This is a genomic window from Marinobacter sp. (assembly GCF_041687235.1).
Classification (GTDB): Bacteria; Pseudomonadota; Gammaproteobacteria; order Pseudomonadales; family Oleiphilaceae; genus Marinobacter.
In genome coordinates this window covers 137,100-161,891 of the sequence record NZ_JAWLCH010000009.1, presented here as the reverse complement: position 1 = coordinate 161,891, position 24,792 = coordinate 137,100, and the positions used below count along the sequence as shown (strand labels likewise).

Sequence of the window (24,792 nt, the reverse complement as noted above, 5' to 3'; positions counted from 1 at the left end):
TTGCGTCCCCGTTGCAGGACACAGGACCATAGCTCAGTTGGTTAGAGCGCTACCTTGACATGGTAGAGGTCCCCAGTTCGAATCTGGGTGGTCCTACCAATCCTGCAAAGAAAGTCAGTTGCTTACGAGAATCGTAGGAACTGGCTTTTTTTGTGCCCTCAATTTCCCTTCTGCCTCCGTTACCTGCGCCCGTCATCCGGTACAGCGAGAAGTACACCTGTTCGCCGGTGAGCACTTACGCTCATTATGTCCGGTAATGGGCGATATTGCTCAGCGCCTGGGAAGAGCCTATACTTTACTGAACTATTCAGTAATGGGCCTATAAATATTGCGGGCCCAGGAGAGGCAGCCATGCTTGGCTTGAAGCACCATCAGCCATTGGACATTACCCCGCCCACCAATGCCGGGCGCGGACTGACGGCTACCCATAGCACAGCCGGACTTCGCTGGTTATTTGAACACCGGGAGCGGTGGGGGCTGACGATGGATCAACTGGGAATCCTGCTTGGTGGCATTCGCCGCAGGACGCTTACAGATTGGCAGCAGCGGGCCAACCGTGGAGATGAAGTGGAAGTCTCGCGGGATACCATGGATCGAATCAGCCTGCTCCTGGGCATTCACAAGGCCCTGACATTGCTTACGCCGGCCGGACATGAGCAACTGGCCTATGAGTGGTTCCAGACACCAATTGAGCTAATGGGCCTGCAGGGAACATCGATCCGCGACTACCTGCTTGAGCAAGGGTCCATGGATGCCCTCTATTACGTGCGCCGGAACCTCGACGCGATGCGCGGATGAGCATATCGAAACGACAGGGAGTCTGAGTTGAATCGTATAAAGCCTGAATGGAAGCATCACCGGGTCATCCATAGCAAGCACCCTCCGATCGACTGCTTTGAAAGCCCTGATTCCATGCTTCTTGCGGAGCTGGAGGCCGCCACCAGCGACCGCATTGCGCATTGGCCCCGTTACGTCGATAAAGCGGACTTCCGGGCCGGCCCCGGCTGGAGCCCCGTCATGGCGTCCTTCTGCTACCCCGCTGAGGGGCGTTTCAATACCAGATACCGTGGCGCTTACTATGCGGGCGATTCCGTTGAAACGGCACTCCGGGAATGGGTCTACCATGCCGGCAATGTATGGCGGGGCTTTGGTGTTGGCAACGATTGTTCAGCAGTGGTCCGTTGCTACACTGGCCACGTGGCTAAACCACTGGTGGACCTTCGGAACCAGCACCAATACATGCATGAAACCAACTATGAACCCGGGCAGAAGGTTGCCGCGGAACTTCTGAATGCTGGTGAATTCGGGGTTCTGTATAACTCGGTCCGCAACCCGGGGGCAGAAGCCATTGCCCTGTTCCGACCACCGGCAACGACACCCGTTGTTCAGGCTGGCCACTATACGCTCTACTGGGATGGCCAGCGGTTTACCAAGTACGCCCGGCTTGAGGAGTTCAGACCGCTATAGGCGGGTAGCCCTAGGGCTCCTCTAGGTTCTTTTCCTGCTCTACCAGGATCAATTCATCCAGATCGAATCCTTCCGCCCTGGCCCGATCCCTGAACGCCTCAATCGCCTCTTCGCTGACTTCCGGCGTGCGTGAGAGAAACCAGAGATAGCCACGGTCGTAACCGGTCACATAGGCGTACGAATACTCGTCTTTGTCGAGCTCGAACACTACGTAAGAGGCGTAAAACGGCCCGAAGAAGGACACCTTCAGATGGCCTGTATTTTCGTCTTCGACAAATACGGCGCGGCCGTCAGCTTCCTCCCATTGCTCTTCTTCAGCGTTATAGCCGCGGTTGATGACCTTTATGCTGCCGTCTTCATTACGGCTGTACTCGGCACGAACATTGGTGAGACCGCGCTCGAAAGAGTGGTCCAGGCGGGCGATTTCGTACCAGGTACCCAGATACTGATCGCCATCAAAACCGGTGACTGGCTCAATGTCCTCCGGAAGGCCGGTGCAACCGGCCAGGGCTACAATCCCGGCTATCAAGGACCATCTTCTTAACACTGCCATCATCGTTAGCGCCCCATTTTCGAATATCAGATACGAGAAGGGCCAGCATTTGCTGGCCCTTGATTCATACGTTGTAGAAGTCTCGATACCAGTCAACAAACCGGGCAATCCCCTCCTCTACGGGAGTCGACGGTTTGTAACCTACGTCGTCAATCAGATCATCGACATTGGCGTAGGTGGCGGGCACATCGCCCGGCTGTAACGGGAGCAGGTTCTTCTCGGCCTTTTTGCCAACCCGCTCTTCGATAATCTCGATGAACCGGGACAGCTCTACCGGGTTGTTACTTCCGATGTTATACAACCGATATGGCCCCTTGCTGGTGCCGGGGTCCGGAGTTGCACCACTCCACTGATCGTTGGGCTCGGCAACATGATCCAGGGTGCGAATCACGCCTTCCACGATGTCGTCAATGTAAGTGAAATCCCGACGATGGTGGCCGTGATTGAAAACGTCGATGGGCTCGCCGGCGAGGATCTTTTTGGTAAAGATAAACAACGCCATATCCGGCCGGCCCCAGGGCCCGTAGACGGTAAAAAACCGGAGGCCCGTGGTTGGCAGGTTGTACAGGTGGCTGTACGTGTGAGCCATAAGCTCATTGGCCTTCTTCGAGGCCGCGTACAGACTGAGGGGATGATCCACGTTGTCGTGCACCGAGAAGGGCATGGTCTCGTTGGCCCCGTACACCGAACTGCTTGAGGCATACACCAGGTGCTTCACATCATTGTGGCGGCAACCCTCGAGGATATTCATGAAGCCGACCAGGTTGGCGTCCACGTAGGCGTGGGGATTCTCGATGGAGTAGCGGACGCCCGCCTGGGCGGCAAGATGCACTACCCGTTCTGGCCTGTGCTCGGCAAAAAGGGCTTCCATGGCAGCCCTGTCTGCCACATCCTGGCGCACCTCGGTGAAACCCGGCTTACTGGTCAGCCGCTGGAGCCGCGCTTCCTTGAGGTTCACATCGTAGTAGTCATTGACGTTATCCACGCCAATGACTTCATCGCCCCGGTCAAGCAGGCGATGCGCCAGGTGTGAGCCGATAAAACCGGCGGTGCCGGTAACAAGAATCTTCACGTTTCTCTCCTTGGAACGAATGCCGGCCTCAGAAGGACACGCCCGCACTCACAAACGGCCCGCCAACCTCGACATCCAGTTGGTCGTTACCGTCTTCGTAATCAATGGACATCTGACGGTAGCCCGCACGGAACTGGATGAGCGAGATTTCGTACTGCCCGTAAGCATTGAAATCGTGCAGAGAGTCGCCGTCGAAGCTGATGAAGTTTCCTTCCGCGCCAACGGACACGCCCGTAAATGGCAGATCAAAGCGAGCGGCAAGGTAACCCATGGGGATAACGGCGTCGACGCTGGTTTCGTTTGACGGCGTACCTGTGACTGCTTCTTTGACAATCAGCTCCCCGGACAGATCCCGCGCGGTCAGGCCCAGATCCAGGTTTACCCAATTGTCGAGAACCTCGTAGTAGAGCGTCAGATCCAATTGCTCCAGGTCCAGATCAGACTGAACGTCGAGGCCACCAAAGTTCACGCCACCAAAATTACCATTCACCTGCCCACGCCCACTCTGCTGTACCAAAGTGTAGTTCAATCGAACGTTGGGAAGCAGCGGAACCGGGTGTTCCAGATACAGCGACGCATTGGCATTGGAATCGCTATCCAGATTCAGGTCATTTTCAACATCAACCACATCGCCATTGTCAGCGGCCTGGCCGGACAGATCGGAATCCCAGTAGCTTACGCTGGCACCCAGACCAACCACATCTGCCTGTGACACAGGCGCCACCAGAATCAGTGAACCGCCTACAGCAAGCATCAGTTTACGCATGACACACCTTCTATTTGTTGTCTGTTTTGATCAGTCGAACTGGATTCCCAAACGGCGCCCGACTTCCTCATAGGTTTCGATAACATCGCCCAGCCCCTGGCGGAAGCGATCCTTATCCATTTTCTTGCGGGTTTCCTTGTCCCAGATCCGGCAGCCATCCGGGCTGAACTCGTCGCCCAGTACGATCTTCCCTTCACTGCGACCAAACTCCAGTTTGTAGTCCACCAGCAGCATGCCGGCGTCGTCAAACAGGGCCTTGAGTACGTCGTTTACACGGTAGGTCAGAACTTTCATCTGCTCCAGCTCATCAGCTGTGGCCCAGCCAAAGCTGACAGCCAGAGATTCGTTGACCATCGGATCGTGGAGCGCGTCGTTCTTCAGAAACAATTCGTAGGTGGGCGGATTCAGTTCCTGCCCCTCTTCCACACCCAGACGCCGGCACAGACTTCCGGCAGAAATGTTGCGAACCACGCACTCGACCGGAATCATGTCCAGCTTCTTGACGAGTGATTCGGTGGAAGACAGCAGCCCTTCGAAATGGGTCGGTACACCCGCCGCTTCCAGCTTTTCCATAATGAACGCATTGAACCTGTTGTTCACCATGCCCTTGCGGTTCAACTGTTCTTTCTTCTCGCCGTCGAAAGCAGATGTGTCGTCACGGAACACCAGCACGAATCGCTCGGGGTTGTCAGTACGATAGACGGATTTTGCCTTGCCGGCGTATAGTTCTTCGCGTTTTTCCATTGGGGGTCTCCGAAAAGCGGCCGCCAGTGGCGGCCTCTTCCTGAATCAGTATAGGTAATCGAACAGTTCCGTGAGCAGATCGGACGTCGTCCGGCTGCCAGTGTAACCCGGAACGTCCTCGGCAGAGATGACAATGACGTCGCTCTCCTCACTGAGGGTCACCGTGTGGGTATGCTGGGGTGCATCCTTGTCGCTGAACCAGCTGAACCAGCCCGGATCCCGCTCGTCTTCGGTGCGGAAGTCGACATGGAACCAGCCTTCACTGCGGTTCAGATCAACAACGGGAATATCGGAATCTGTAAGCGCCCGGCTGACCTCCGCCCAGGAGCGACCGTAATCAAGCTCCATCCGGATAGCCACCGCGTCGTCGTTCTCCGAGACCAGGCGAACGAGAGGATCGCTGACCATGCCGGATGCGGCGCGGGAAAAGGACTTGGTTTCCTCCCGGGCCTTGAGAAAATCGGCCAGATCAGCCAACACCCGTTTCTGAAGCTCCAGTGCCTGCTCGGACGGGTCAGACACGCCGGTCCAGGGAATCAGTTCATCCGGCTGATCGGCCACTTCCAACCTGCGCACCTGAACCTCTGTGGTCTTGCGGCGTACGCCGGGGGCCATACGAACCTGAAGCAGAACTTTCTGCTCGCCAGCAGAGGGGTTATCGGACAGTTCCACCAGATCCCGGGCCCGCTTGCTGAAGTTGGCGAGTTCCGTCTGGAGGACCCCCAGTTGCGCGCTATCGAAGCCAACACCGAGGCCACGTTCGGTCAGGTAGCTGTTGACGGCGGGCCAGATTCTTCCCGGCACATCGTTCACGAGCAGCCAGAGCCGGCCATCGAGTTCTTCGATCACGTAATTTTCGTCGAGAATGTCCGAGGTCATGTCCGGTGGGCGCGGAATGTCAGACGGATACATCTTGCTGGCATCAGCCGGCTGGACATCACGGATGGGCATGGTCTCGCTGAAGCGGGACTTGTCGGCGGTTTCCGGCAACTCCAGTGGCTTACCTTCCGGCGCATCCACATAGCGCTCGGAGCGGTCTTCAATCAGACTGCATCCCGAGACTGCCGCCAGAAGCAGCAGTCCGGTTGCAACAACTACGGGTTTGAACATCAGGTTACTACCGGTTCCTTTTAGAACCTGCATCAGGTTACTCCGGGGCTGGGACGATTTAAGCAAACTCAGAGTACACCTGAGGCCTTGAGAGCATCTTCCACTTCGCTGTGGAACTTTTCGCTGAGCGGTGTCAGCGGCAGACGGATGCCTTCTCCAATCATCCCCATACGGTGCAGGGCCCACTTCACCGGGATCGGGTTCGCCTCCAGGAACAACTTCCGGTTGAGCGGCATCAACAGCTCATTGAGGCGCTCTGTCTCTTCGCGGTTACCGGCAATGGCTGCTTCGCACAGCTGCGACATGCCCTTCGGCGCAACGTTTGCGGTCACGGACACATTGCCCTTGGCGCCTGCCAGCATCAGTTCTGCCGCCGTGGCATCATCACCGGAGTAGACGGCCAGACGACCATCGAGCGCTTCGATCAGTTCGGCACCGCGGGGAATATTCCCGGTTGCGTCCTTGATACCAATAATGTTGGGGATATCGGCGAGCCGGAGCACGGTCTCGTTCAGCATGTCGCAGGCGGTGCGGCCAGGCACGTTGTAGAGCATCTGATTCATGCCCGGAACCGCTTCTGCAATTGCCTTGAAGTGGCGGTAAAGCCCTTCCTGGGTCGGCTTGTTGTAGTAAGGAACAACCAGCAGACAGGCGTCCGCGCCAAGCTTGTGTGCTTCTGTGGTCAGTTCAATGGCCTCACGGGTGCTGTTGCCGCCGGTGCCCGCAATAACCGGGATTCGTCCATCAACGCGTTTAATGATGTGGCCAATGGTCTGGCAATGCTCTTCCGGGTCGAGCGTTGCGGATTCGCCGGTGGTGCCCACAGCAACAATGCCGTGCGTGCCGTTTTCGATGTGAAAGTCTACCAGCTTGTCCAGATCCTCCCAGTGAATGTCACCGTTAGGATGCATGGGCGTGACCAGTGCGACAAGGCTACCCGTAATCATAAAAGCTCCGTCCGAATAAAACCGATATGGTAATGTTGGGCACGAACTGACACAAGGGAATTAAAGGAGATGTCATGCCTTCCGTCGAGTTAAACAAACCCGTTCCGGATTTTGAAGCTTCGGCAACCGGAAACCAGACCATTCGGCTGGACGATTTGAAAGGCCAGAATGTGGTGATCTATTTCTACCCGAAAGACAACACACCCGGCTGCACCACCGAAGGCCAGGACTTCCGGGACCGGATGAAGCAGTTTGAAGAACTGGACACCGTTATTCTTGGGGTATCCCGGGACGGACTCAAGGCCCACGAGAATTTCCGGGCCAAGCATGAGTTTCCCTTTCATCTGATTTCGGACAAAGACGAAGCGCTCTGCACGCTCTTCGACGTGATCAAGCTGAAAAAGCTCTATGGCAAGGAATACATGGGCATCGATCGCAGTACCTTCCTGATCGACAAGGACGGGGTGCTGAGAGCTGAATGGCGCGGCGTGAAGGTCAAAGGCCACGCCGACGAAGTGCTGGAGGCTGTAAAGGCGCTTTGAGCGCCTTTCAGGCGTCGCCGGTTTCGCTCCGAGGCGCCGACACTTTCACCGGCCAGGCAGCGAATACCGCCTTGAGCATCGTGGCCAGGGGAATGGCAAAGAAAACACCCCACAACCCCCAGATACCCCCAAAGAACAACACCGCGACAATAATCGCCACCGGGTGGAGGTTATTCACCTCCGAGAACAGAATGGGCACCAGCACGTTACCATCCAGCGCCTGGATAATGCCGTACACCACCATGACCCAGATGAACTCACTGCTCCAGCCAAAAGCAAACAAGGCGATGACCGCTACCGGGATGGTGACCACGGCTGCGCCGATATACGGAATGACCACGCTCAGGCCCACCAAAAGGGAGAGTAACGCAGCATACGGCATTCCCAGCAGCTTGAAGGCAATATAGGTGGCGCCACCAACAATCAGTATCTCCACGGCCTTACCGCGGACATAGTTGGCGCATTGAAGATTCACCTCATGCCAGATTGTCAGCATCATGGGGCGCTGGGGCGGCAGAAGCCTGGCAATGGAGCTCAGCAGGAATGCCCGGTCCTTGAGGAAGAAAAACACCAGAATGGGGACCAACACCATATAAATAAGCAGAGCCACGAGGTCGGGAATGCTCGACAGTGAAAAGGACACCAGCCACTGGGTCATATGCCCCACCTCAGTGCTGACCTGACTGTAGACCGTGGTCACAGCCTCACCCGATATCAGGTGCGGGTACTGCTGCGGCAACAGCTCGAGATAGGACTGGAGCTCCCGGATAATCCGGGGCGCTTCACCGGCCAGATTGCTGACCTGGGTCCAGATGAGAGGCAACAGGCCGAACAGGAACCCGATGAGCACCCCGAGAAAGACCAGGAAGACACCCAGTATGGATACCGTCTCCGGCACGCCCAACTTGTTGAGCTTGGTTACCAGCCCCTGCAGAATGAAGGCTATGATCAGAGAGGCAATGGCCGGCGCAAGCATGGCGCCAAACCAGATAACAAAAATGGTCCCTGTTACCAGAATCAGGAACAGGATGACCGCTTCTTCGTCCGAGAAATACTTGTGCGCGAGACCGCGTAATGTCCTGATCATCTACAGCTCCGAAAACTTAACCGCCGCACTTTATCACAAACCGGTACTGCCCGGCGGTTTCAGAGCTGCTCATCAACTTGTGATCGGACAGCTGAAGGAAGGCCGGGATATCACGGGCCGAACCTGCGTCCGTCGCAATGACCTCCAGCTCTTCACCGGGCGCCATACTGTTGAGTTCCAACTTTGTTTTCAGCAGCGGCATCGGGCAGCGCAACCCGGAGGCATCAAGCGTTCGATCAACCATACTAGCGATACACCATCACAGTAACTATAAGCGGATTTAACAAGCAGGCATTATGCCGACAGTGATAATGTATTGCATCACAATCCTCTTCAAGCAGGGGATCAGAACTTTTTATCGATATGCGCTGTCAAACCGGCGATTCAGACCACAGGCATCCGGCACTACATGATTCTCAACCAGCCCCTTTCCCGAACATTCCCGGCACTGGCCAGCATCGCCCTGCTGGTTCTGGCCCTGCTGATCACACCGCTTCCGGGCCAGGCCCAGGAAAGCCGGCTGCCGAGTATTGGCGGTAGCGGCGGAGGCCTAATTGCCGGCCAGCAGGAGTCGGATATCGGCCAGCAGGTCATGGTATCGATCCGCCGTTCGGCACCGCGAATCAGTGACCCGCTGGTTTACGACTACCTGAGCGACATAACCTATCGCCTGGTGCCCTCGGCGCCACTTCAGAACAGGGACCTTACCCTGGCGCTGATCGACAGCCCGGCCATCAATGCGTTCGCCGTTCCTGGCGGGATTGTGGGAGTGAACGGGGGGCTTTTCCTGAACGCGGCCACCGAGCAGCAGTTTGCATCCGTTCTGGCCCACGAGCTTGCCCACCTGAGCCAGCGGCATTTTGCCCGGCGTATGGAACAACAGGAGACCAGCGCGCCACTTACACTGGCCGGAATGATTGCCGGCGTTGTGCTGTCTGCAGTCACCCAGTCGGACATTGGCTTTGCCGCCATCGCCGGCACTCAGGCCCTTGCAGCCCAGAATATGCTCGCCTACAGCCGTGCCCACGAACAGGAAGCCGACCGCGTCGGGCTGGACATTCTTGCCAGCGCGGGGATGGATCCACGGGGCATGCCGGAAATGTTCGAAATCATGATGCGTCAGAACCGGATGCAGGGAAATCGGCTACCTGAATACCTCTCCACACACCCATTAACCCAGAGCCGTGTTGCCGATACCCGCAGCCGCGCAGAACAGTACCCGGACGAAGATATACGGGACGGCCAGGAATACCATCTGATGCGCAGCCGGCTCCAGGTGCACTATGCGCCCTCACCCGATGTTGCTGTCGAGACCTTCGAGGCTTATCTGGATCGACCCAACGCCCAACGAAACGATGCCATCCGCTACGGTCTGTCCGTGGCCTACCTGGAAGACAGGCAATACGACAAGGCTGTGGAGATACTGAACGATCTGCTGGCCAAAAATCCCGGGCGGATCACGTTTCAGGTGACTCTGGCAGAAGTCAGGCTGGCACAGAATCGTGTGGGCGAAGCGCGGGCCATTCTGAAAGACGCACTGGCGAGGAATCCGGGAAATTATCCGATCACCCACACCCTGGCCCGCACGGAAATCGCAGATGGCAATGGTGCGGCCGCAGCTGAATACCTGAAGCAATTGACCCGGCAGCTGCCAGGGCAGGAACACCTCTGGCTTAAGCTCGCCGAAGCGGAGGGCATGGCAAGGAACATTGTTGGCGTACATCGCGCACGCGCAGAGTACGACGTTCTGATGGGGGATCTGGAATCTGCCCAGCGTCAGCTCAGGCAGGCCCAGGAGAAACTGCCCGCCGGCGCGCCACAAAGACAGGTTGTCACCGAACGGCTGGCAGAAATAACCGGGCGCCTGCACGCCCGGTCCAGTTGATCAGGCGTTGCCCGCCGCTTTCAGATTCATGTTGGCCGTGAAATCGAGCATGCGCTGCAAAGGCCGCAACGCTCGCTCTCTGAGACCAGGATCCACATGCACTTCCTGGTCGCCCCGCTCCAGCACCTGCAACAGATTCTGAAGACCATTCATGGCCATCCACGGGCAGTGGGCGCAACTGCGACAGGTCGCACCGTTGCCGGCAGTGGGCGCCTCAATCAGGGTTTTGTTCGGAGCCAGCTGCTGCATTTTGTAGAAAATGCCGTTGTCGGTGGCAACGATGAATTTTTCGTTGGGCAAGGTCTGAACGGCATGAATCAGCTGCGAGGTTGACCCCACCACATCTGCCATTTCAACCACAGCGTCGGGCGATTCGGGGTGCACCAGTACCGCCGCGTCCGGATACAGGGCCTTGAGATCCTCCAGCCCGCGGGATTTGAATTCCTCATGGACAATGCATGAACCGTCCCAGAGCAGCATATCCGCGCCCGTAGTCTTCTGGACGTAGTGCCCCAGATGCTTGTCCGGCGCCCAGAGGATTTTCTCGCCGCGGGCGTCCAGATCTTCAACAATGGCCTGAGCACAGCTTGAGGTGACTACCCAGTCTGCCCTCGCTTTCACCGCAGCGGAGGTATTGGCATACACCACAACCGTGCGGTCTGAGTGCTGGTCGCAAAACTCGGCGAACTCGTCTGCGGGACACCCCACATCCAGGGAGCAGGTTGCCTCAAGCGTTGGCATCAGAACACGCTTTTCCGGGTTCAGGATCTTCGCGGTTTCACCCATGAACCTTACGCCGGCCACCACGATGGTTGAGGCGGGATGCTGATTGCCAAAACGGGCCATTTCCAGTGAGTCGGCAACACAGCCTCCGGTTTCTTCGGCAAGACGCTGGATGTCAGGGTCGGTGTAGTAATGAGCCACCAGTACGGCATCCTGATCTTTCAGGACCGATGTGATACGCGCCTCCAGCTCGGACTTCTCGTCCGCGCTGAGCGGTTTCGGCTCGGCGGCGTGGGCCAGGTGTTCCTGAACAAGGATACGGTCTTCAGCTCGTGTCATTACTGCATCTCTGTGTTGCGTTAACCGCGGCATTATAGCATTCCTGCCCCGGTTTTAATGATTCTGAAACAGACCTATCACAGTCTTGTGAATGGATTTTCTGCTCCCTGTCTACCTAGGTAGGAACGTATACGCAAAAAAAAAGAGCCCGGAGGCTCTTTTTTCACAAAAACCCGGAGGCTTCTGTTATTTGGTGGGTCGTGAAGGATTCGAACCTTCGACCAATTGGTTAAAAGCCAACTGCTCTACCAACTGAGCTAACGACCCAAAACTGGCGACTGAAGCCGTGACTTCAATCCATACCGAATGACTCAGCCCACCCGGTATTTCGTGTTTGGTGGGTCGTGAAGGATTCGAACCTTCGACCAATTGGTTAAAAGCCAACTGCTCTACCAACTGAGCTAACGACCCAAACGAGGCGCATATAGTAATGATTTTTGGCCGCTGATCAACCCCTTTTTTTCAGGTTTCTCAACATTTTTCCCGTACTGGACACTCAGCTGTTCTGCGACTCCAGAAACTTCCTTGCCAGGTTTGCGGCACTGCTGGAGGGGTAATCCTCAACCACCGTTTGCATACTGCGCCGTGCTTCTTCCTTTTCGCCGAGGCGATCATGAGTAACGCCGAGTTTGTAAACGGCATCCGGGGCCTTGCGATGATCCCCATAGCGGGTCGCGACGATGGTGAAGGCCTGCTTTGCCTGCTCCAACTGCGGCTTGACGAGGTACACCTCACCCAGCCAGTAATAGGCATTTACCGTCAGATCACCTTCCGGATACTCATCAAGAAACTCATAGATGCGGCTGATGGCCTCATCGTATTTTTTCTGGTTACGGATCAGATCCTGGATCTGATCGTAGGCCTTTCGCTCCTCGGCATCGGGCTGGCGGTACTCTCTGGCCACCAGTGCGGGGGCAGAGCCATCAGGGCCGACGGAACCGGCGCCCTCATCGGAATCGGGCTCAGAGCGCGAAGCCACCTTTTCCGAAAGATCCAGGATGCGCTGATCCAGATCGATATACCGATCCCGCCCCTGTTGCTGCAGGCGTTCGATCTGGTGCCTCTGCTCCTCCACTTCGCCCTGGAGTCGCCGGACTTCGCCCTGAAGCTGCTGGATCATGTAGAACAACTCAGACGATGCCTGATTGCTGCCTGAATTGCGCTGATTGTCCGGAGCTGATTGCGCCAGAGCCACTCCCGCCTGCCCGAGGGCAAACGGGAGCACCACTGCCGCCATGAGTGCTTTTCTCATGGTTCTTCCTGGGTGATTACTCAAATACGAGTTCCACACGACGGTTCTGAGCCCAGGCACTTTCACTGGAACCCATCACTGCCGGCTTCTCTTCGCCATAGCTTACGGTCTCGAGCTGGCCACGTGAAGCACCATTGACGATCAGGAAACGCTGTACCGCATTGGCACGACGCTCGCCAAGTGCCAGGTTGTACTCCTTGGTTCCGCGCTCGTCGGCATGCCCCTCAATGCGAACGTTCTGGCCAGGGTTGTTGGCCAGGAAACGGGCGTGGGCAACCAGCACGTCACGGGCTTCCTGCTTGATCTCTGCGGTGTCGAAATCAAAGTAGAACACGGTGATCTCACGCAGCGCCTGTTGTTCCGCCTGCTCGCGAGCCTCCATCCGTTCTTCTTCGGTCATGGCTGAAGAGGATACGCCGTCCTGGTCGTCACCGCCGTACACGGTGGACCCGCCGTCCTGGTCTACGGCAGACACATCTGACCCGTATTCGCCCTCTTCCGAGGTACCGCCTGTAGAACTACAGCCGGCCACAAGACCCACGGACAGCAGCAGAGCAAACGCTTTGGATTGAGCTGAGAAATTCATGATTTGTTCCTTTCCGTTGATTGACGTTGTTTGACAAAGTTAACTGAACGATTGCCGGCACCTTACCGCGCCGGCAATCAACGAACCAAAGGTCCCCAGGCTGGCTCCCGGACATCTCCTTCAGAAGCCGGCAAGCTGTACGCTGCCCCGCCATCTGCAGAGATAACCGTGAGCACGTTTGTTCCCTCCTGCCGGGTTGCGTAAATCAGCATCCGGCCATTGGGCGCAACACTGGGAGACTCATCAGACTCCGTGCGGGTGAGGATAGTCTCCTCCCCGGTTTTGAGTTCGGTGCGGGCGATGTGAAACGCCCGGTCCCGCTGGTGAACGTAGTAAACGAATTTACCGTCATTATCGGGCCTCGGTCGGGCGTTATAACGGCTGCCGAAAGTAATACGACGTGGCTCGGCTCCCGGAGTTTCCATATGGTAGATCTGGGGGCCGCCGGACCGGTCCGATGTGAAGAATATGCCGCGGCCGCTTGCGTCCCAGGTCGGCTCGGTATCGATCGCCCAGTGGTTGGTGAGCTTTGTCAGCTCCCGGCTTGCCAGATTCATTCGATAGATTTCGGCGTTGCCGTCTTTTGACAGGGTCATAAGCAGCGACCTGCCATCATCAGACCAGGCCGGTGCCGAATTCAGGCCGGGAAAATCCGCTACTTTGGTGCGTTCACCGGATGAGAGCTCATGGACAAAAATGACTGGCTTGCCGGTTTCAAACGATACATAGGCCAGCTTTTTCCCATCGGGTGACCAGGCCGGGGACAGGATGGGCTCCTGGCTCTCCAGGCGGATCCTGGCTCGCTTGCCGTCCACATCGCTGACCTGCAGGCGGTAACGGGGTTTGCCATTGGCGGTATCCAGGGTCACATAGGCGAGCTTGGTGGAAAAAGCGCCGGGCACACCGGTGATGGCTTCATACACCTTGTCGCTGATGTGGTGTGCAAGGGAGCGCATATTGGATGCAGGTGCGGCCGCGGTTTCTCCGAGAATCCGCTCTTCCCGATTGACATCAAATAGTTCGTAACGGGCCTGAACACGATCACCGCTGCGGGTAAGAGCACCCACCAGCACGTAACGCTGACCGAGCAGCCGCCAGTCCCGGAAGTAGACTTCTTCCCGTTTGGACGGCAGGCTGAGCATCTTGTCCGGTGCCAGGGTGCGGAATTCACCTGTCATGGTGAGATTCGACTGCACAATACTGCTTACCTTCTCGCCTGCCGGCATCTGGCCAGACTCGGCAAACGGAACCACTGCAACGGGGATGGCCGAACCCGCGCCTTCTGTGATCCGGATCAAGAGCTCCGCCCGCGCGCCTGAAACCGCCGTGAAAAACAGAACGAGGGCGATGAGGAATGCTCTGGACGGGTTGTGCCAACTCCGATGTCTCATGGTGTTATCCATATCGTTATCTATTCATCCGCCGTGGATTGAATTCGATCGTAAACTGACGGAAATACCGTTCAAAGGTATCCCGATCATTGGGTATCGGGTACCGACTCAATGATTTCACCGCGCCAAGAGCGGAATTGTCGAAAGCCGTATTACCGCTGCTGCTGACCAGTTTCACACCAGCAAGTTCACCCGTGGGCAGCAAAGTAATCTGGAGCCGGGCCGTCATCTCTTCCGTTGCAGACGAGGGCGGATACCACGCCTGGCTAAGCCGCTCCCTGATCAGTGCCTGATACTTTTCGCTTTCCGACAACATCTGGGCTTCTCTGGCTTTCGCCGCAGCGGCTTCCTGTTGTCGACGGGCTTCCTCCGCCCTGGCTTTGCGAGCGGCATCTGCCTGGGCCTCAAGCTGCTGCTCACGGAGTTTCCGTTCTGCCTCAAGGCGCTTGCGTTCGGCTTCCTGCCGCGCCTGCTCTTCCTGACGCTGACGCTCGGCCTCTTCACGCTTGCGCTGCTCTTCCTGTCTTCGCTTCTCTTCCTCGGCCTTCCGCTTTGCTTCTTCCTGCCGGCGCTTCTCTTCCTCTGCTTTCTGTCGAGCGCGCTCCTTGGCTTCCGCCTCCGCCTTTTTTCGTGCCGCTTCCTCTTCACGGGCTTTCTGCGCTTCCCGTTCCTTCGCCTCGGCTTCCTGACGTTCTTGCTCTTTCTGCTGCTGAAGCCGCTTCTGCTCTTCCTGGCGCTTCTGCTCAGCAATGCGGCGGGCTTCTTCTTCCTGTCTCTTGCGCTCTGCCTCTTCCTGGCGACGTTCCTCCTCGGCCCGGCGCTCTTCATCACGCTGTTGCTGATCGTCTGGCTCCACCACCGGGCTCGGCTCAGGTTCCTGCTGCGTAATCAAACGCGCCGATATACTTCTGGGCGGCGGCTCCTGAACGGAGCTGGTCCAGGACCAGCCCGCCAGCGCTATCCCCAGAATCAGCAGGTGCAGCGTTACCGACAGCGCCACCGGCGACTTCCAGGGTGGCACTCCGGTCGTGGTTACTTCGCGCTGGTGGTCTCTCACAACACTCCTGCCCGCACCGGTCTCAATTCTCGTCCCGGGGTGATTCGGTAATCAGGCCAATACTGGCAGCCCCGGCACCCTGTAATTCGGACATCAGTCGGACAACTGTGCCGTACGGAACATTTTCATCACCGCGAACCAGAATCTCGCTTGAGGCGCGTTGCGACAGAATCCTGCCGATCTGGGCCCGAACATCTTCCAGTGACATCGGGTCACTCCCCTCGTCACCGATCTCCACGTAATAAGCGCCGTTGGCATCCACGGACACGATAACGGACTCAACATCCTTGTCCGACTGAATCGGTTCGGATGTTGTTTGCGGCAGATCAACCTTCACCCCCTGAGTCAGCATCGGGGCGGTAACCATGAAGATAATCAGCAGCACCAGCATGACATCAATGTACGGAACCACGTTGATTTCCGACATTGGCTTGCGCCGGTGCTCGGGCATCATTCCCATGCCTTTCATAAAACGGTGCTCCTAACCTGATTCCTGCCCCTCGGACCCATGATCATCAAGCAGCGCCCTTTTCACTCTGGTGAACGCGACGATGGAGAATGCTGGAAAATTCATCGGCAAAGGTTTCATAGTTCTTCAGAAGGGCATCGGACATGGCCGAGAAACGGTTGTAGGCAATAACGGCCGGAATCGCAGCAAACAGGCCCATCGCAGTGGCAATCAGAGCCTCCGAAATACCCGGAGCCACGGTGGCCAGCGTTGCCTGCTGAACCTGAGCCAGACCGCGGAAGGAGTTCATGATGCCCCACACGGTACCAAACAGGCCAATGTACGGACTGGTGGAGCCAACCGTTGCCAGAAACGGCAGGCTGGTCTCCAGCCGCTCATGCTCCCGGGAGAAAGCAACGCGCATCGCACGCTGGGTGCCCTCCATCACGGCGTCCGCATCGCGGCTTTGCTGGCGCAACCGGGAAAATTCCTTGAATCCGGCCCGGAACAGGGATTCCATGCCGGAAAACGGTGTCGGATCGGCGTTGACCTCCCGATAAAGCTGGCCCAGATCCATACCGGACCAGAAGCGCTCTTCGAACGCCAGCTGAGCCTGTTTGGCTTTCCGGAATACTTGCAGACGCTGGAAAATCAACGCCCAGGACATGACCGACGCCAGGGCCAGCAAAAGCATGACCAGCTGTACCAGGACACCGGCATTTGCAATCAGGTACCAGACTGAAAGTTCTGAATCCACTACTTACTCCTGGCTCGTTCTGTTTATCGTTTCAGTGGGCTGGACATTCCTGGCCAGCAACTCCTGCATGTTTTCCGGCAATCGCCGGGGGCGACCAGTATCCAGGGCAACACACGCGACCCGCACATGACTGTCACTGAGCAGCGTTCGGTCACCGGCACGCATGACTCGCTGCCGGAAATCCATCCAGACCCGGCCGAAGGCAACCGGCTCGGCCGTGACCAGCAGTTCATCATCAAGCTTTGCTGCTACAGCATAATGAATGTTCAGGCGCTGCACGACATAGCTGATGTTGTCTGCCAGGCCCGCCCTGAGACCAACCCCGCAACTGCGTACCCATTCGGTTCGGGCCCGCTCCATGTAATGGAGATATTTGGCGTGAAACACGATGCCACCGGCGTCGGTGTCTTCGATATAGACCCGAATCGGCAGCTCGAAACTGGCTTCTGGCGCCTGTTCAACCAAAAAGATCGTCCTCCCTGCCCGACTTCGGCGCAATGACGCCGAAGTGCTGATAGGCGTTGGAGGTCACCATCCGCCCCCTCGGAGTACGGACCATATAACCCTGCTGAATCAGGAAGGGCTCAAGCACATCCTCGATGGTACCGCGCTCCTCACTGATCGCGGCAGCAAGACTCTCGACACCCACCGGCCCACCGTCGAACTTTTCGATCATGGCCAGCAGCAACCGACGGTCCATATGGTCGAACCCCTGATTATCCACTTTCAGCATATTCAGGGCCTGATCCGCTATATCCGAAGTGATCCGACCGTCGGAGCGGACCTCCGCAAAATCCCGGACCCGGCGCAACAGACGGTTGGCAATCCGTGGCGTGCCTCGTGATCGCCGGGCAATTTCGAATGCGCCCGCCTCGTCCACTGCAACAGAGGACAGGCGCGCGGAACGCAGAATGATGCTGGTGAGATCTTCCGTGTTGTAGAACTCCAGTCGCTGCACAATACCGAAGCGATCACGCAAGGGTGATGTCAGCAGACCGGCACGGGTGGTGGCACCAACAAGGGTGAAGGGCGGTAAGTCCAGCTTGATGGAACGGGCTGCGGGCCCCTCTCCGATCATGATGTCCAGCTGGTAGTCCTCCATGGCGGGATAGAGAACTTCTTCGACCGCCGCGCTGAGACGATGAATCTCGTCGATGAAGAGAACGTCACCTTCTTCCAGGTTGGTCAGCATTGCCGCCAGGTCCCCGGCCTTTTCCAGAACCGGACCCGACGTTGTCTTGATGGACACGCCCATCTCGTTGGCAATGATATTGGCCAGGGTTGTCTTGCCCAGACCGGGCGGGCCAAAGATCAGAACGTGGTCCAGGGCTTCCTGACGGCCCCGGGCGGCGGATATAAAAATATCCATCTGTTCACGGACCGTGGGCTGGCCAACATACTCAGCCAGAAGGGTCGGACGAATGGCTCTGTCCTGCACTTCCTCATATTCACCGGCCCGGGCCGAGATCAACCGGTCGGATTCGATCATGGCATCACCCATAGTGTGGGAATCAACATCGTGCCTCACGTTTGCCCGCTATTCCAGCGCAGCCCCAATTGTACAAAGGGGTTTGCAGGTGTCACGTTACGCTCTCTACAGGTTCACGACAGGTTTTCACGCTCAGGCCGGTATCATGTTTCGCAGGGCCAAGCGGATGAGGGTTTCGCTGGTCATGCCCTCCCCGGCCACCTTACTGATGGCTTTGGCGGCTTCCTGGGGCTTGTAACCCAGTGCAATCAGCGCGGCTTCCGCTTCCTCGGTGGCTGCCGGCCCGCCAGACGGGCCCTGCGCGCCCATTTGGCCCGCCCCTGTCGTCTCTGGCGACGTTGGCACGAATTGCCCTTCAAGTTGCCCTATCCGGTCCGCCATTTCAATAAGAAGCCGTTCGGCGGTTTTCTTGCCAACTCCGGGGAGCTTGACCAGTGAGGCGGAGTCACGGTTCTCAACACAGCGAATGAATTGCTGTGCGTCCAGACCTGAAAGAATGCCAACCGCCAGTTTCGGGCCAACACCGTTGACTTTGATCAACAGACGGAACAGATCCCGGTCCAGACGGGATGCAAAGCCATAGAGACTCTGTGCATCTTCGCGGACGGCAAAATGGGTGTGCAGGGTCACTTCGTCGCCGGTTTCCGGCAGATGAAAGAAGGTGGTATAAGGAATGTCGACTTCGTAGCCCAGGCCGGCGCATTCAACCAACGCCTGGCCAGGAGCCTTTTCAACCAGAATACCTCGGATACGACCAATCAAACTGAATCTCCCGTCGCTCCTTTGAGCGGTTTATTGTTGGCGCACGCGACCGCTTCGGACCTTTCCGGCGCCACTGGCTACCCGCAGAATACTCTGACTCATGTGGGCATGGCACATGGCAATGGCCAGCGCATCGGCCGCATCGGCCTGGGGCTTGCGTGAGAGCGAGAGCAACACCTGAACCATGTGCTGCACCTGGGACTTATCGGCGCCACCCTTGCCGACTACTGCCTGTTTAACCTGCCGGGCCGAATATTCATGAACCGCCAACCCGCTGTTGGCAGCACTGACAATGGCCGCACCACGGGCCTGGCCAAGCTTCAGGGCAGAGTCCGGATTGCGGGCCATGAACACCTGCTCGATGGCAAATTCTTCCGGCCGATATTCTCCGATCAGCGTGGCAAGGCTCTGAAAGATCGTCTGGAGGCGCTCCGCCATGGGCTTCTCGCCAACCCGGATGCAGCCGCTATCGATGTACTCAATGTGTCGACCATCCACCCGAATGACACCGTAACCGGTAATTCGTGATCCCGGATCAACGCCCAGAATTATCGCCACATTACTGCCCCTGACTGGTCAAAGCGATTCCATGATCTCACCGGAGATATCCGCGTTGTGATAGACATTCTGAACATCGTCCAGATCTTCGAGCATATCAATCAGCTTCAGGATGGTTTCCGCGCCGTCCCGATCCAGTTCCACTCGCGTGGATGGAACCATGGTGACTTCGGCATTGTCCGGCACCAGCCCGGCATTAACCAGCGATTCCTTGACGTCCAGGAACTGCTCGGGCGTGGTCACAATCTCCCAGGATCCGTCGTCCTGGGCCGCAAGGTCTTCAGCGCCAGCGCTAAGCACGGCTTCCACCAGCCTGTCTTCTTCCCACTCCGGACCGTAGCTGATGATGCCCTGCTTGCTGAACAGGTAGGCCACCGATCCGTCGGTACCGAGATTGCCACCCATCTTGTTGAATGCATGACGGATCTCGGCAACAGACCGGTTCTTGTTATCGGTCATGACTTCCACAAAGATAGCCACTCCACCCGGACCGTAGCCTTCGTAGGTCAGCTCTTCGTAGTTGTCGTCATCACCACCACCGGCGCCACGTTCTACCGCGCGCTCGATGGTGTCTTTTTTCATGTTCGCGGTGAGCGCCTTATCGATGACCGCCCGCAGGCGGGGGTTATCATCTGGATTTCCCCCGCCCTGGCGCGCGGCTACGGTCAGCTCACGAATGATTTTGGTGAAGATCTTGCCCCGCCTGGCATCCTGTGCCGCCTTGCGGTGCTTGATGTTGGCCCACTTACTGTGACCCGCCATACAGCTCCTCCCTTAAATCACTGACTTACTCGTTGCCCTCGCCGACTTCCGCCTTGTTGCCTTCGACCGGCTTTGACGGCTTGCGCAGACGGATGTGCAGCTCACGCAGCTGCTTCTCATCCACTTCGCCCGGCGCCTGGGTCATCAGGCAGGTGGCACTCTGGGTTTTCGGGAATGCGATGACGTCACGGATGGACGTCGAACCCGTCATCAGCATGACCAGACGATCCAGGCCGAACGCCAGACCACCATGCGGCGGGCAACCGAACTTCAGGGCATCCAGCAGGAAGCCGAACTTGGCCCGGGCTTCTTCCTCACCGATACCCAGGATGCGGAAAACCGCTTCCTGCATTTTCTCGTCGTGGATACGGATCGAACCGCCACCCAGCTCGGTACCGTTCAACACCATGTCGTAAGCCCGGGACAGCGCGTTGGCCGGATCGGCCGCAAGATCGTCCGGACTGCAGGAAGGTGCGGTGAACGGGTGGTGAATCGCAGTCAGGCCGCCGTCCGGGGTTTCCTCGAACATCGGGAAGTCCACAACCCAGAGCGGTGCCCACTCGGACGTCAGCATGTCCAGATCGTGACCGATCTTGATCCGGAGTGCACCCAGGGCCTCGTTGACCACGTTGGTCTTGTCCGCACCGAAGAACACGATGTCGCCGTCTTCAGCACCAACACGCTCCATGATCGCCAGGGCGACATCATCACCCAGGAACTTGATGATCGGGGACTGCAGGCCTTCTACGCCCTTCGAGAGATCGTTGACCTTGATGTAGGCCAGACCCTTGGCACCGTAGATACCAACAAACTTGGTGTAATCATCAATCTGCTTACGGGTCAGCTCGCCACCCTTCGGTACACGCAAGGCGGCTACACGGCCTTTCGGATCCTTGGCGGGGCCAGCGAAGACTTTGAAGTCCACACCTTCAACCAGATCGTTCACATCCAGCAGTTCCAGCGGGATCCGCAGATCCGGCTTGTCGCTGCCGTAGCGCTGCATTGCCTCGGCATAGGGCATTTGCGGGAAGGACGGCAGCTCAACATCCAGCACATCCTTGAACAGAGAACGAATCATGTCCTCGTTCAGCTTCATCAGAGTCTCTTCATCAATAAAAGAAGCCTCGATGTCTACCTGGGTGAACTCGGGCTGACGATCCGCACGCAGGTCTTCGTCCCGGAAACACTTGGCGATCTGGTAATAACGGTCGACACCAGACACCATCAGCAGCTGCTTGAACAACTGCGGCGACTGCGGAAGCGCAAAGAAGGAACCTTCGTGAGTACGGCTCGGCACCAGGTAATCCCTCGCGCCCTCTGGCGTGGCACGGGTCAGGATGGGGGTTTCCACATCCATGAACCCGTTGCTGTCCAGGTAGTTACGGATGTAGCTGGTTACTCGGGAACGAAAACGCAGGCGGTTGATCATCTCCGGACGACGGAGGTCCACAAACCGATAGCGCAGGCGCACGTCTTCGCCAACGTCCACATGCTCATCCAACGGGAATGGCGGCGTTGCCGCGGCGTTCAGGATGCTCAGCTCCTTGCCCAGAAGCTCAACCTGCCCTGTGGGCATGTTGTTGTTCTCGGTGCCGGCAGGACGACGACGTACCCGACCGGTAACCTTGATCACGAATTCGCTGCGGACTCTTTCCGCGAGCGCGAAGCTCTCAGGGGTATCAGGGTCGACGACCACCTGCGACATACCATCCCGATCCCGCAGATCCAGGAAGATAACCCCACCGTGGTCACGGCGGCGGTGGACCCATCCGCAAAGTGTGACTTCCTGATCGATGTGGGATTCGTTAATCCCACCGCAATAATGACTGCGCATACCGGTTCCCGTTACGTTTAATGTGTTCGAAATTGGTGCTTGTAAGTGCCCGCTCAAAAAATGTAGCGACCATAGCGGAAAAGCCGCCCATTATAAACACAATGACGCTGAAAATCAGGCGTACTGGCAAGCAAATCAGGTAGCCGGATGACTGCAGGTTTGCAGCCGGCTAGAATGCTTCTTTTTCCAAAAGCGGATGGAGTCTGACGTTGGCCACCAGAGCGGAGCAGAAACTGAAAACCCGGCGGGCACTGATGGATGCGGCGCTCTCGCAACTGAGTGCCGATCGGGGCTTTGGCAGCCTGAGCTTGCGGGAAGTTGCCCGGGAAGCGGGTATCGCTCCGACCTCCTTTTATCGGCACTTTGCAGAACTGGACGAACTGGGGCTGGCGCTGGTCGATGAAGGCGGCGTTGCGCTCAGGCAACTGATGCGGCAGGCCCGCAAGCGGATCGCCAGGGACGGTGGCAGTGCCATTTCGACGTCCGTGGAAACCTTCATGGAGTATCTGGGCAACAACGCCAACCTGTTCCGGCTGATGCTCCGGGAGCGGACGGGGGTCTCCAAGCCGTTCCGGACGGCGGTGAAGGCGGAGATAGATCACTTTGTTACCGAACTGGCGGATGACCTTCGGCGGATCGCCGATGAGCAGAACAGACCCCTTTCCGAGGCAAGATTAGTGGCCGAGGCCATGGTTACCCTGGTTTTCAACCAAGGTGCCGAAGCGCTGGACGCAACGGCGAAAGAGCGTGAAGAGCTCAAGGCCAAGCTGAAAACCGAGCTAAGGATGATACTGGTCGGCTCCCAGACTCTGGCCAAGCGCCAGTAGCCCTGCACTGGCTTTAAACGCCCGCTTTCAGCTCCGCCAACACCGGCGCCAGTCGTTGCCGAGCCTGCTCCAGCTCCTCATTGGAGTAAGGTACCGGCGCCTGCTTGCCCCAAACCGGGCCCGGCCAGGCCGGATCGCCCTCAAATCGCACGATGTGGTGTAAATGCAGCTGGGGCACCATATTGCCGAGGGCAGCGACGTTCATCTTGTCGCCGCCGAACACGTCCATCATGGCTTCACTGAGGACCGAAGACTCACGGACCAATTGGTGCTGCTGGTCCGCCGACAACTGGTAAATCTCCCGAATGCCGGGAACCGCGGGGACCAGGAGCACCCACGGCCAGGTACTGTCGTTCATCAGCCTGATTTCGCAAAGAGACGTACGACCAATACCCAAGGTGTCTGCTTTCAGCCGCTCGTGTAGCTGAAAGTCCGCCGGTTCACTCATGTCAGATCCTCTCTTTGCAGCGCAGGCTTACCGGGAATGAAACTGGGTCCGACCGCGGCCGATCGCGTAGTAGATCAGGCCGTAGCGATCCAGCATGTCCGGTTCGTACAGGTTCCGACCGTCAAAGACCACCGGTTCACGAATGGTCGCAGCAATGGATTCAAAGTCCGGAGAACGGAATTCTTTCCACTCGGTACAGATCGCCAGTACATCAGCGCCTTTCAGGGCCTGCTCTTTGGTTCCACATAGCATAAGACCGGCCTGATCGCCGTAGAGTCGCTGGGTTTCTTCCATGGCTTCGGGGTCAAAGGCCTGGACGGTAGCACCCGCCTTCCAGAGATCTTCCATCAGGGTACGGGATGAGGCCTCGCGCATGTCGTCGGTATTGGGTTTGAACGCCAGTCCCCAGATCGCGACCACTTTACCTTTAAGATCGCCGCCGAAGTAATGACTGATCTTGTCAAACAGGACATGTTTCTGGGCATGATTTACCGATTCCACAGCGCTCAACAGCCGAGCCTCATAGCCACAGTCACTGGCTGTACGCGCCAAAGCCTGAACATCTTTCGGAAAACAGGAACCGCCGTAGCCGCATCCCGGGTAGATAAAGTGATAGCCAATCCGGGGGTCGGAACCAATGCCTCGACGGACCGCTTCGATGTCCGCGCCGAGGCGCTCTGCCAGGTTTGCAACTTCATTCATGAAACTGATTTTGGTGGCCAGCATCGCGTTGGCCGCATATTTTGTGAGCTCCGCGGACCGCAGATCCATAAAGATCATCCGGTCGTGATTGCGGTTGAACGGGTAGTAGACCTCCCTCAGCAGCTCCGCCGCCCGCTCGCTGTCGGTACCGACAACAATACGGTCAGGCTTCATGAAATCGTTGACGGCGGCGCCTTCCTTGAGAAATTCAGGATTGGATACCACATCAAAATCCAGTTCCAGGCCGCGGCGATCCAGCTGCGCCCTGAGTGCAGCCCTGACCTTGTCGCCAGTGCCAACCGGTACGGTCGACTTGTCGACCACGACTTTGTAGTCGTCCATGTACTCGCCAATGGAACGGGCCACAGCGGTTACGTATTGCAGATCGGCAGAACCGTCTTCGTCCGGTGGCGTACCAACAGCAATAATCTGCAGAGTCGCGTGGCGGACAGCTTCTTCCGTGTTGGTCGTAAAGGATAGGCGGCCCGCTTCAACGGTGTGCCTTACAATGGTTTCGAGCCCGGGTTCAAAAATGGGAATCTGGCCATTTTCCAGCTTTTCAATCTTGCCTTTATCCACGTCCATACACAGAACATGATGACCAACATCCGCCAGACAGGCGCCGGTTACCAGGCCCACATAACCGGTTCCAAAAATCGTAATTCTCATCCTTTAAATCCCGAG

Annotated in this window: 28 protein-coding genes and 3 tRNA genes; 6 read left to right on the top strand and 25 right to left on the bottom strand. The window is 57.4% G+C overall.

Annotated elements, in window-relative coordinates; all coding sequences use genetic code 11:
* The first annotated feature begins 22 nt into the window (after nt 1-22).
* The 3 genes from ACESMK_RS13935 (at nt 23) to ACESMK_RS13925 (ending at nt 1,467) form a co-directional block, all read left to right on the top strand.
* Nucleotides 23-99, top strand: a tRNA-Val gene (locus ACESMK_RS13935).
* A gap of 252 nt (nt 100-351) precedes the next feature.
* Nucleotides 352-798, top strand: coding sequence for a hypothetical protein (locus tag ACESMK_RS13930; protein WP_372999861.1), 447 nt, complete (start codon nt 352-354; stop codon nt 796-798).
* A gap of 27 nt (nt 799-825) precedes the next feature.
* Nucleotides 826-1,467 (top strand): RES family NAD+ phosphorylase, encoded by a 642-nt coding sequence (locus ACESMK_RS13925; RefSeq protein WP_372999858.1) that lies wholly within the window; start codon nt 826-828, stop codon nt 1,465-1,467.
* 10 nt (nt 1,468-1,477) lie between these two features.
* On the opposite strand, the gene ACESMK_RS13920 is transcribed toward ACESMK_RS13925, so the two are convergent.
* The 6 genes from ACESMK_RS13920 to dapA form a co-directional block, all read right to left on the bottom strand.
* Complete coding sequence (locus ACESMK_RS13920) at nt 1,478-1,996, bottom strand: lipocalin family protein (RefSeq protein ID WP_372999855.1); 519 nt, start codon at nt 1,994-1,996, stop codon at nt 1,478-1,480.
* A gap of 88 nt (nt 1,997-2,084) precedes the next feature.
* Complete coding sequence (locus tag ACESMK_RS13915) at nt 2,085-3,092, bottom strand: NAD-dependent epimerase (RefSeq protein WP_372999852.1); 1,008 nt, start codon at nt 3,090-3,092, stop codon at nt 2,085-2,087.
* A 28-nt stretch (nt 3,093-3,120) separates the two neighbouring features.
* Complete coding sequence (locus tag ACESMK_RS13910; RefSeq protein ID WP_372999849.1) at nt 3,121-3,858, bottom strand: TIGR04219 family outer membrane beta-barrel protein; 738 nt, start codon at nt 3,856-3,858, stop codon at nt 3,121-3,123.
* Nucleotides 3,859-3,888: 30 nt separating this feature from the next.
* On the bottom strand, nt 3,889-4,602 hold the full coding sequence (purC, locus tag ACESMK_RS13905; protein ID WP_372999846.1) for a phosphoribosylaminoimidazolesuccinocarboxamide synthase: 714 nt from the start codon (nt 4,600-4,602) through the stop codon (nt 3,889-3,891).
* Between the two features lie 45 nt (nt 4,603-4,647).
* Nucleotides 4,648-5,745: an outer membrane protein assembly factor BamC gene (bamC, locus tag ACESMK_RS13900; RefSeq protein ID WP_372999844.1), complete on the bottom strand. Its 1,098-nt coding sequence runs from the start codon at nt 5,743-5,745 to the stop codon at nt 4,648-4,650.
* A gap of 35 nt (nt 5,746-5,780) precedes the next feature.
* Entirely contained in the window at nt 5,781-6,659 is an 879-nt protein-coding gene (dapA, locus tag ACESMK_RS13895; RefSeq protein ID WP_372999841.1) for a 4-hydroxy-tetrahydrodipicolinate synthase, read from the bottom strand.
* Between the two features lie 74 nt (nt 6,660-6,733).
* Here dapA and ACESMK_RS13890 point away from each other — a divergent pair, with 74 nt between their 5' ends.
* On the top strand, nt 6,734-7,201 hold the full coding sequence (locus ACESMK_RS13890; RefSeq protein WP_372999837.1) for a peroxiredoxin: 468 nt from the start codon (nt 6,734-6,736) through the stop codon (nt 7,199-7,201).
* Between the two features lie 7 nt (nt 7,202-7,208).
* Here the strand turns inward: ACESMK_RS13890 and ACESMK_RS13885 are convergent, their stop codons facing one another.
* Together ACESMK_RS13885 and ACESMK_RS13880 are read right to left on the bottom strand one after the other, a co-directional pair.
* A complete protein-coding gene (locus tag ACESMK_RS13885; protein WP_372999834.1) occupies nt 7,209-8,288 on the bottom strand; it encodes an AI-2E family transporter in 1,080 nt (359 codons plus the stop codon).
* 16 nt (nt 8,289-8,304) lie between these two features.
* A complete protein-coding gene (locus ACESMK_RS13880) occupies nt 8,305-8,532 on the bottom strand; it encodes a sulfurtransferase TusA family protein (protein ID WP_069183428.1) in 228 nt (75 codons plus the stop codon).
* 165 nt (nt 8,533-8,697) lie between these two features.
* Between ACESMK_RS13880 and ACESMK_RS13875 the strand changes: the two genes are divergently transcribed.
* Nucleotides 8,698-10,173: a M48 family metalloprotease gene (locus ACESMK_RS13875; protein ID WP_372999829.1), complete on the top strand. Its 1,476-nt coding sequence runs from the start codon at nt 8,698-8,700 to the stop codon at nt 10,171-10,173.
* Here the strand turns inward: ACESMK_RS13875 and nadA are convergent, their stop codons facing one another.
* The 15 genes from nadA to aspS all read right to left on the bottom strand — a co-directional run bounded on the left by nadA (nt 10,174) and on the right by aspS (nt 22,131).
* Nucleotides 10,174-11,235, bottom strand: a complete 1,062-nt coding sequence (gene nadA, locus ACESMK_RS13870) for a quinolinate synthase NadA (RefSeq protein WP_372999825.1) — start codon at nt 11,233-11,235, stop codon at nt 10,174-10,176. It abuts the gene before it with no gap.
* Nucleotides 11,236-11,426: 191 nt separating this feature from the next.
* Nucleotides 11,427-11,502 (bottom strand) — tRNA-Lys (locus ACESMK_RS13865).
* 68 nt (nt 11,503-11,570) lie between these two features.
* Nucleotides 11,571-11,646 (bottom strand) — tRNA-Lys (locus tag ACESMK_RS13860).
* Between the two features lie 85 nt (nt 11,647-11,731).
* Nucleotides 11,732-12,487 carry a tol-pal system protein YbgF gene (gene ybgF, locus ACESMK_RS13855; protein WP_372999822.1) on the bottom strand — a complete coding sequence of 252 codons (756 nt, stop codon included), beginning with the start codon at nt 12,485-12,487 and terminating at the stop codon, nt 11,732-11,734.
* Nucleotides 12,488-12,503: 16 nt separating this feature from the next.
* A complete protein-coding gene (gene pal / locus ACESMK_RS13850; protein ID WP_372999819.1) occupies nt 12,504-13,073 on the bottom strand; it encodes a peptidoglycan-associated lipoprotein Pal in 570 nt (189 codons plus the stop codon).
* Nucleotides 13,074-13,150: 77 nt separating this feature from the next.
* Nucleotides 13,151-14,464: a Tol-Pal system beta propeller repeat protein TolB gene (gene tolB, locus ACESMK_RS13845; RefSeq protein WP_372999815.1), complete on the bottom strand. Its 1,314-nt coding sequence runs from the start codon at nt 14,462-14,464 to the stop codon at nt 13,151-13,153.
* Between the two features lie 16 nt (nt 14,465-14,480).
* Complete coding sequence (tolA, locus tag ACESMK_RS13840; RefSeq protein WP_372999873.1) at nt 14,481-15,464, bottom strand: cell envelope integrity protein TolA; 984 nt, start codon at nt 15,462-15,464, stop codon at nt 14,481-14,483.
* Nucleotides 15,465-15,543: 79 nt separating this feature from the next.
* Nucleotides 15,544-15,990: a protein TolR gene (gene tolR / locus ACESMK_RS13835; protein WP_372999812.1), complete on the bottom strand. Its 447-nt coding sequence runs from the start codon at nt 15,988-15,990 to the stop codon at nt 15,544-15,546.
* A 46-nt stretch (nt 15,991-16,036) separates the two neighbouring features.
* A complete protein-coding gene (gene tolQ / locus ACESMK_RS13830; RefSeq protein ID WP_372999809.1) occupies nt 16,037-16,726 on the bottom strand; it encodes a protein TolQ in 690 nt (229 codons plus the stop codon).
* A gap of 3 nt (nt 16,727-16,729) precedes the next feature.
* Nucleotides 16,730-17,191 carry a YbgC/FadM family acyl-CoA thioesterase gene (locus ACESMK_RS13825; protein WP_372999805.1) on the bottom strand — a complete coding sequence of 154 codons (462 nt, stop codon included), beginning with the start codon at nt 17,189-17,191 and terminating at the stop codon, nt 16,730-16,732.
* Complete coding sequence (ruvB, locus tag ACESMK_RS13820) at nt 17,184-18,215, bottom strand: Holliday junction branch migration DNA helicase RuvB (RefSeq protein WP_372999802.1); 1,032 nt, start codon at nt 18,213-18,215, stop codon at nt 17,184-17,186. Before ruvB ends, ACESMK_RS13825 begins: the two co-directional genes overlap by 8 nt.
* Nucleotides 18,216-18,347: 132 nt before the next feature.
* Nucleotides 18,348-18,977, bottom strand: a complete 630-nt coding sequence (gene ruvA / locus ACESMK_RS13815) for a Holliday junction branch migration protein RuvA (protein ID WP_372999800.1) — start codon at nt 18,975-18,977, stop codon at nt 18,348-18,350.
* A gap of 30 nt (nt 18,978-19,007) precedes the next feature.
* The gene (gene ruvC, locus ACESMK_RS13810) at nt 19,008-19,535 is read right to left on the bottom strand and encodes a crossover junction endodeoxyribonuclease RuvC (protein ID WP_372999797.1); all 528 of its coding nucleotides are present in this window, start codon (nt 19,533-19,535) and stop codon (nt 19,008-19,010) included.
* Between the two features lie 18 nt (nt 19,536-19,553).
* Nucleotides 19,554-20,297, bottom strand: a complete 744-nt coding sequence (locus tag ACESMK_RS13805) for a YebC/PmpR family DNA-binding transcriptional regulator (RefSeq protein ID WP_230707432.1) — start codon at nt 20,295-20,297, stop codon at nt 19,554-19,556.
* 25 nt (nt 20,298-20,322) lie between these two features.
* Nucleotides 20,323-22,131: an aspartate--tRNA ligase gene (aspS, locus tag ACESMK_RS13800; RefSeq protein WP_372999794.1), complete on the bottom strand. Its 1,809-nt coding sequence runs from the start codon at nt 22,129-22,131 to the stop codon at nt 20,323-20,325.
* Nucleotides 22,132-22,340: 209 nt separating this feature from the next.
* Between aspS and fabR the strand changes: the two genes are divergently transcribed.
* The gene (fabR, locus tag ACESMK_RS13795) at nt 22,341-22,958 is read left to right on the top strand and encodes an HTH-type transcriptional repressor FabR (RefSeq protein WP_372999790.1); all 618 of its coding nucleotides are present in this window, start codon (nt 22,341-22,343) and stop codon (nt 22,956-22,958) included.
* Nucleotides 22,959-22,971: 13 nt separating this feature from the next.
* Here the strand turns inward: fabR and ACESMK_RS13790 are convergent, their stop codons facing one another.
* Both ACESMK_RS13790 and ACESMK_RS13785 read right to left on the bottom strand, forming a co-directional pair.
* Entirely contained in the window at nt 22,972-23,406 is a 435-nt protein-coding gene (locus ACESMK_RS13790; RefSeq protein ID WP_372999787.1) for an HIT domain-containing protein, read from the bottom strand.
* A 27-nt stretch (nt 23,407-23,433) separates the two neighbouring features.
* Nucleotides 23,434-24,777: a UDP-glucose dehydrogenase family protein gene (locus ACESMK_RS13785; RefSeq protein ID WP_372999784.1), complete on the bottom strand. Its 1,344-nt coding sequence runs from the start codon at nt 24,775-24,777 to the stop codon at nt 23,434-23,436.
* Nucleotides 24,778-24,792 lie beyond the last annotated feature (15 nt).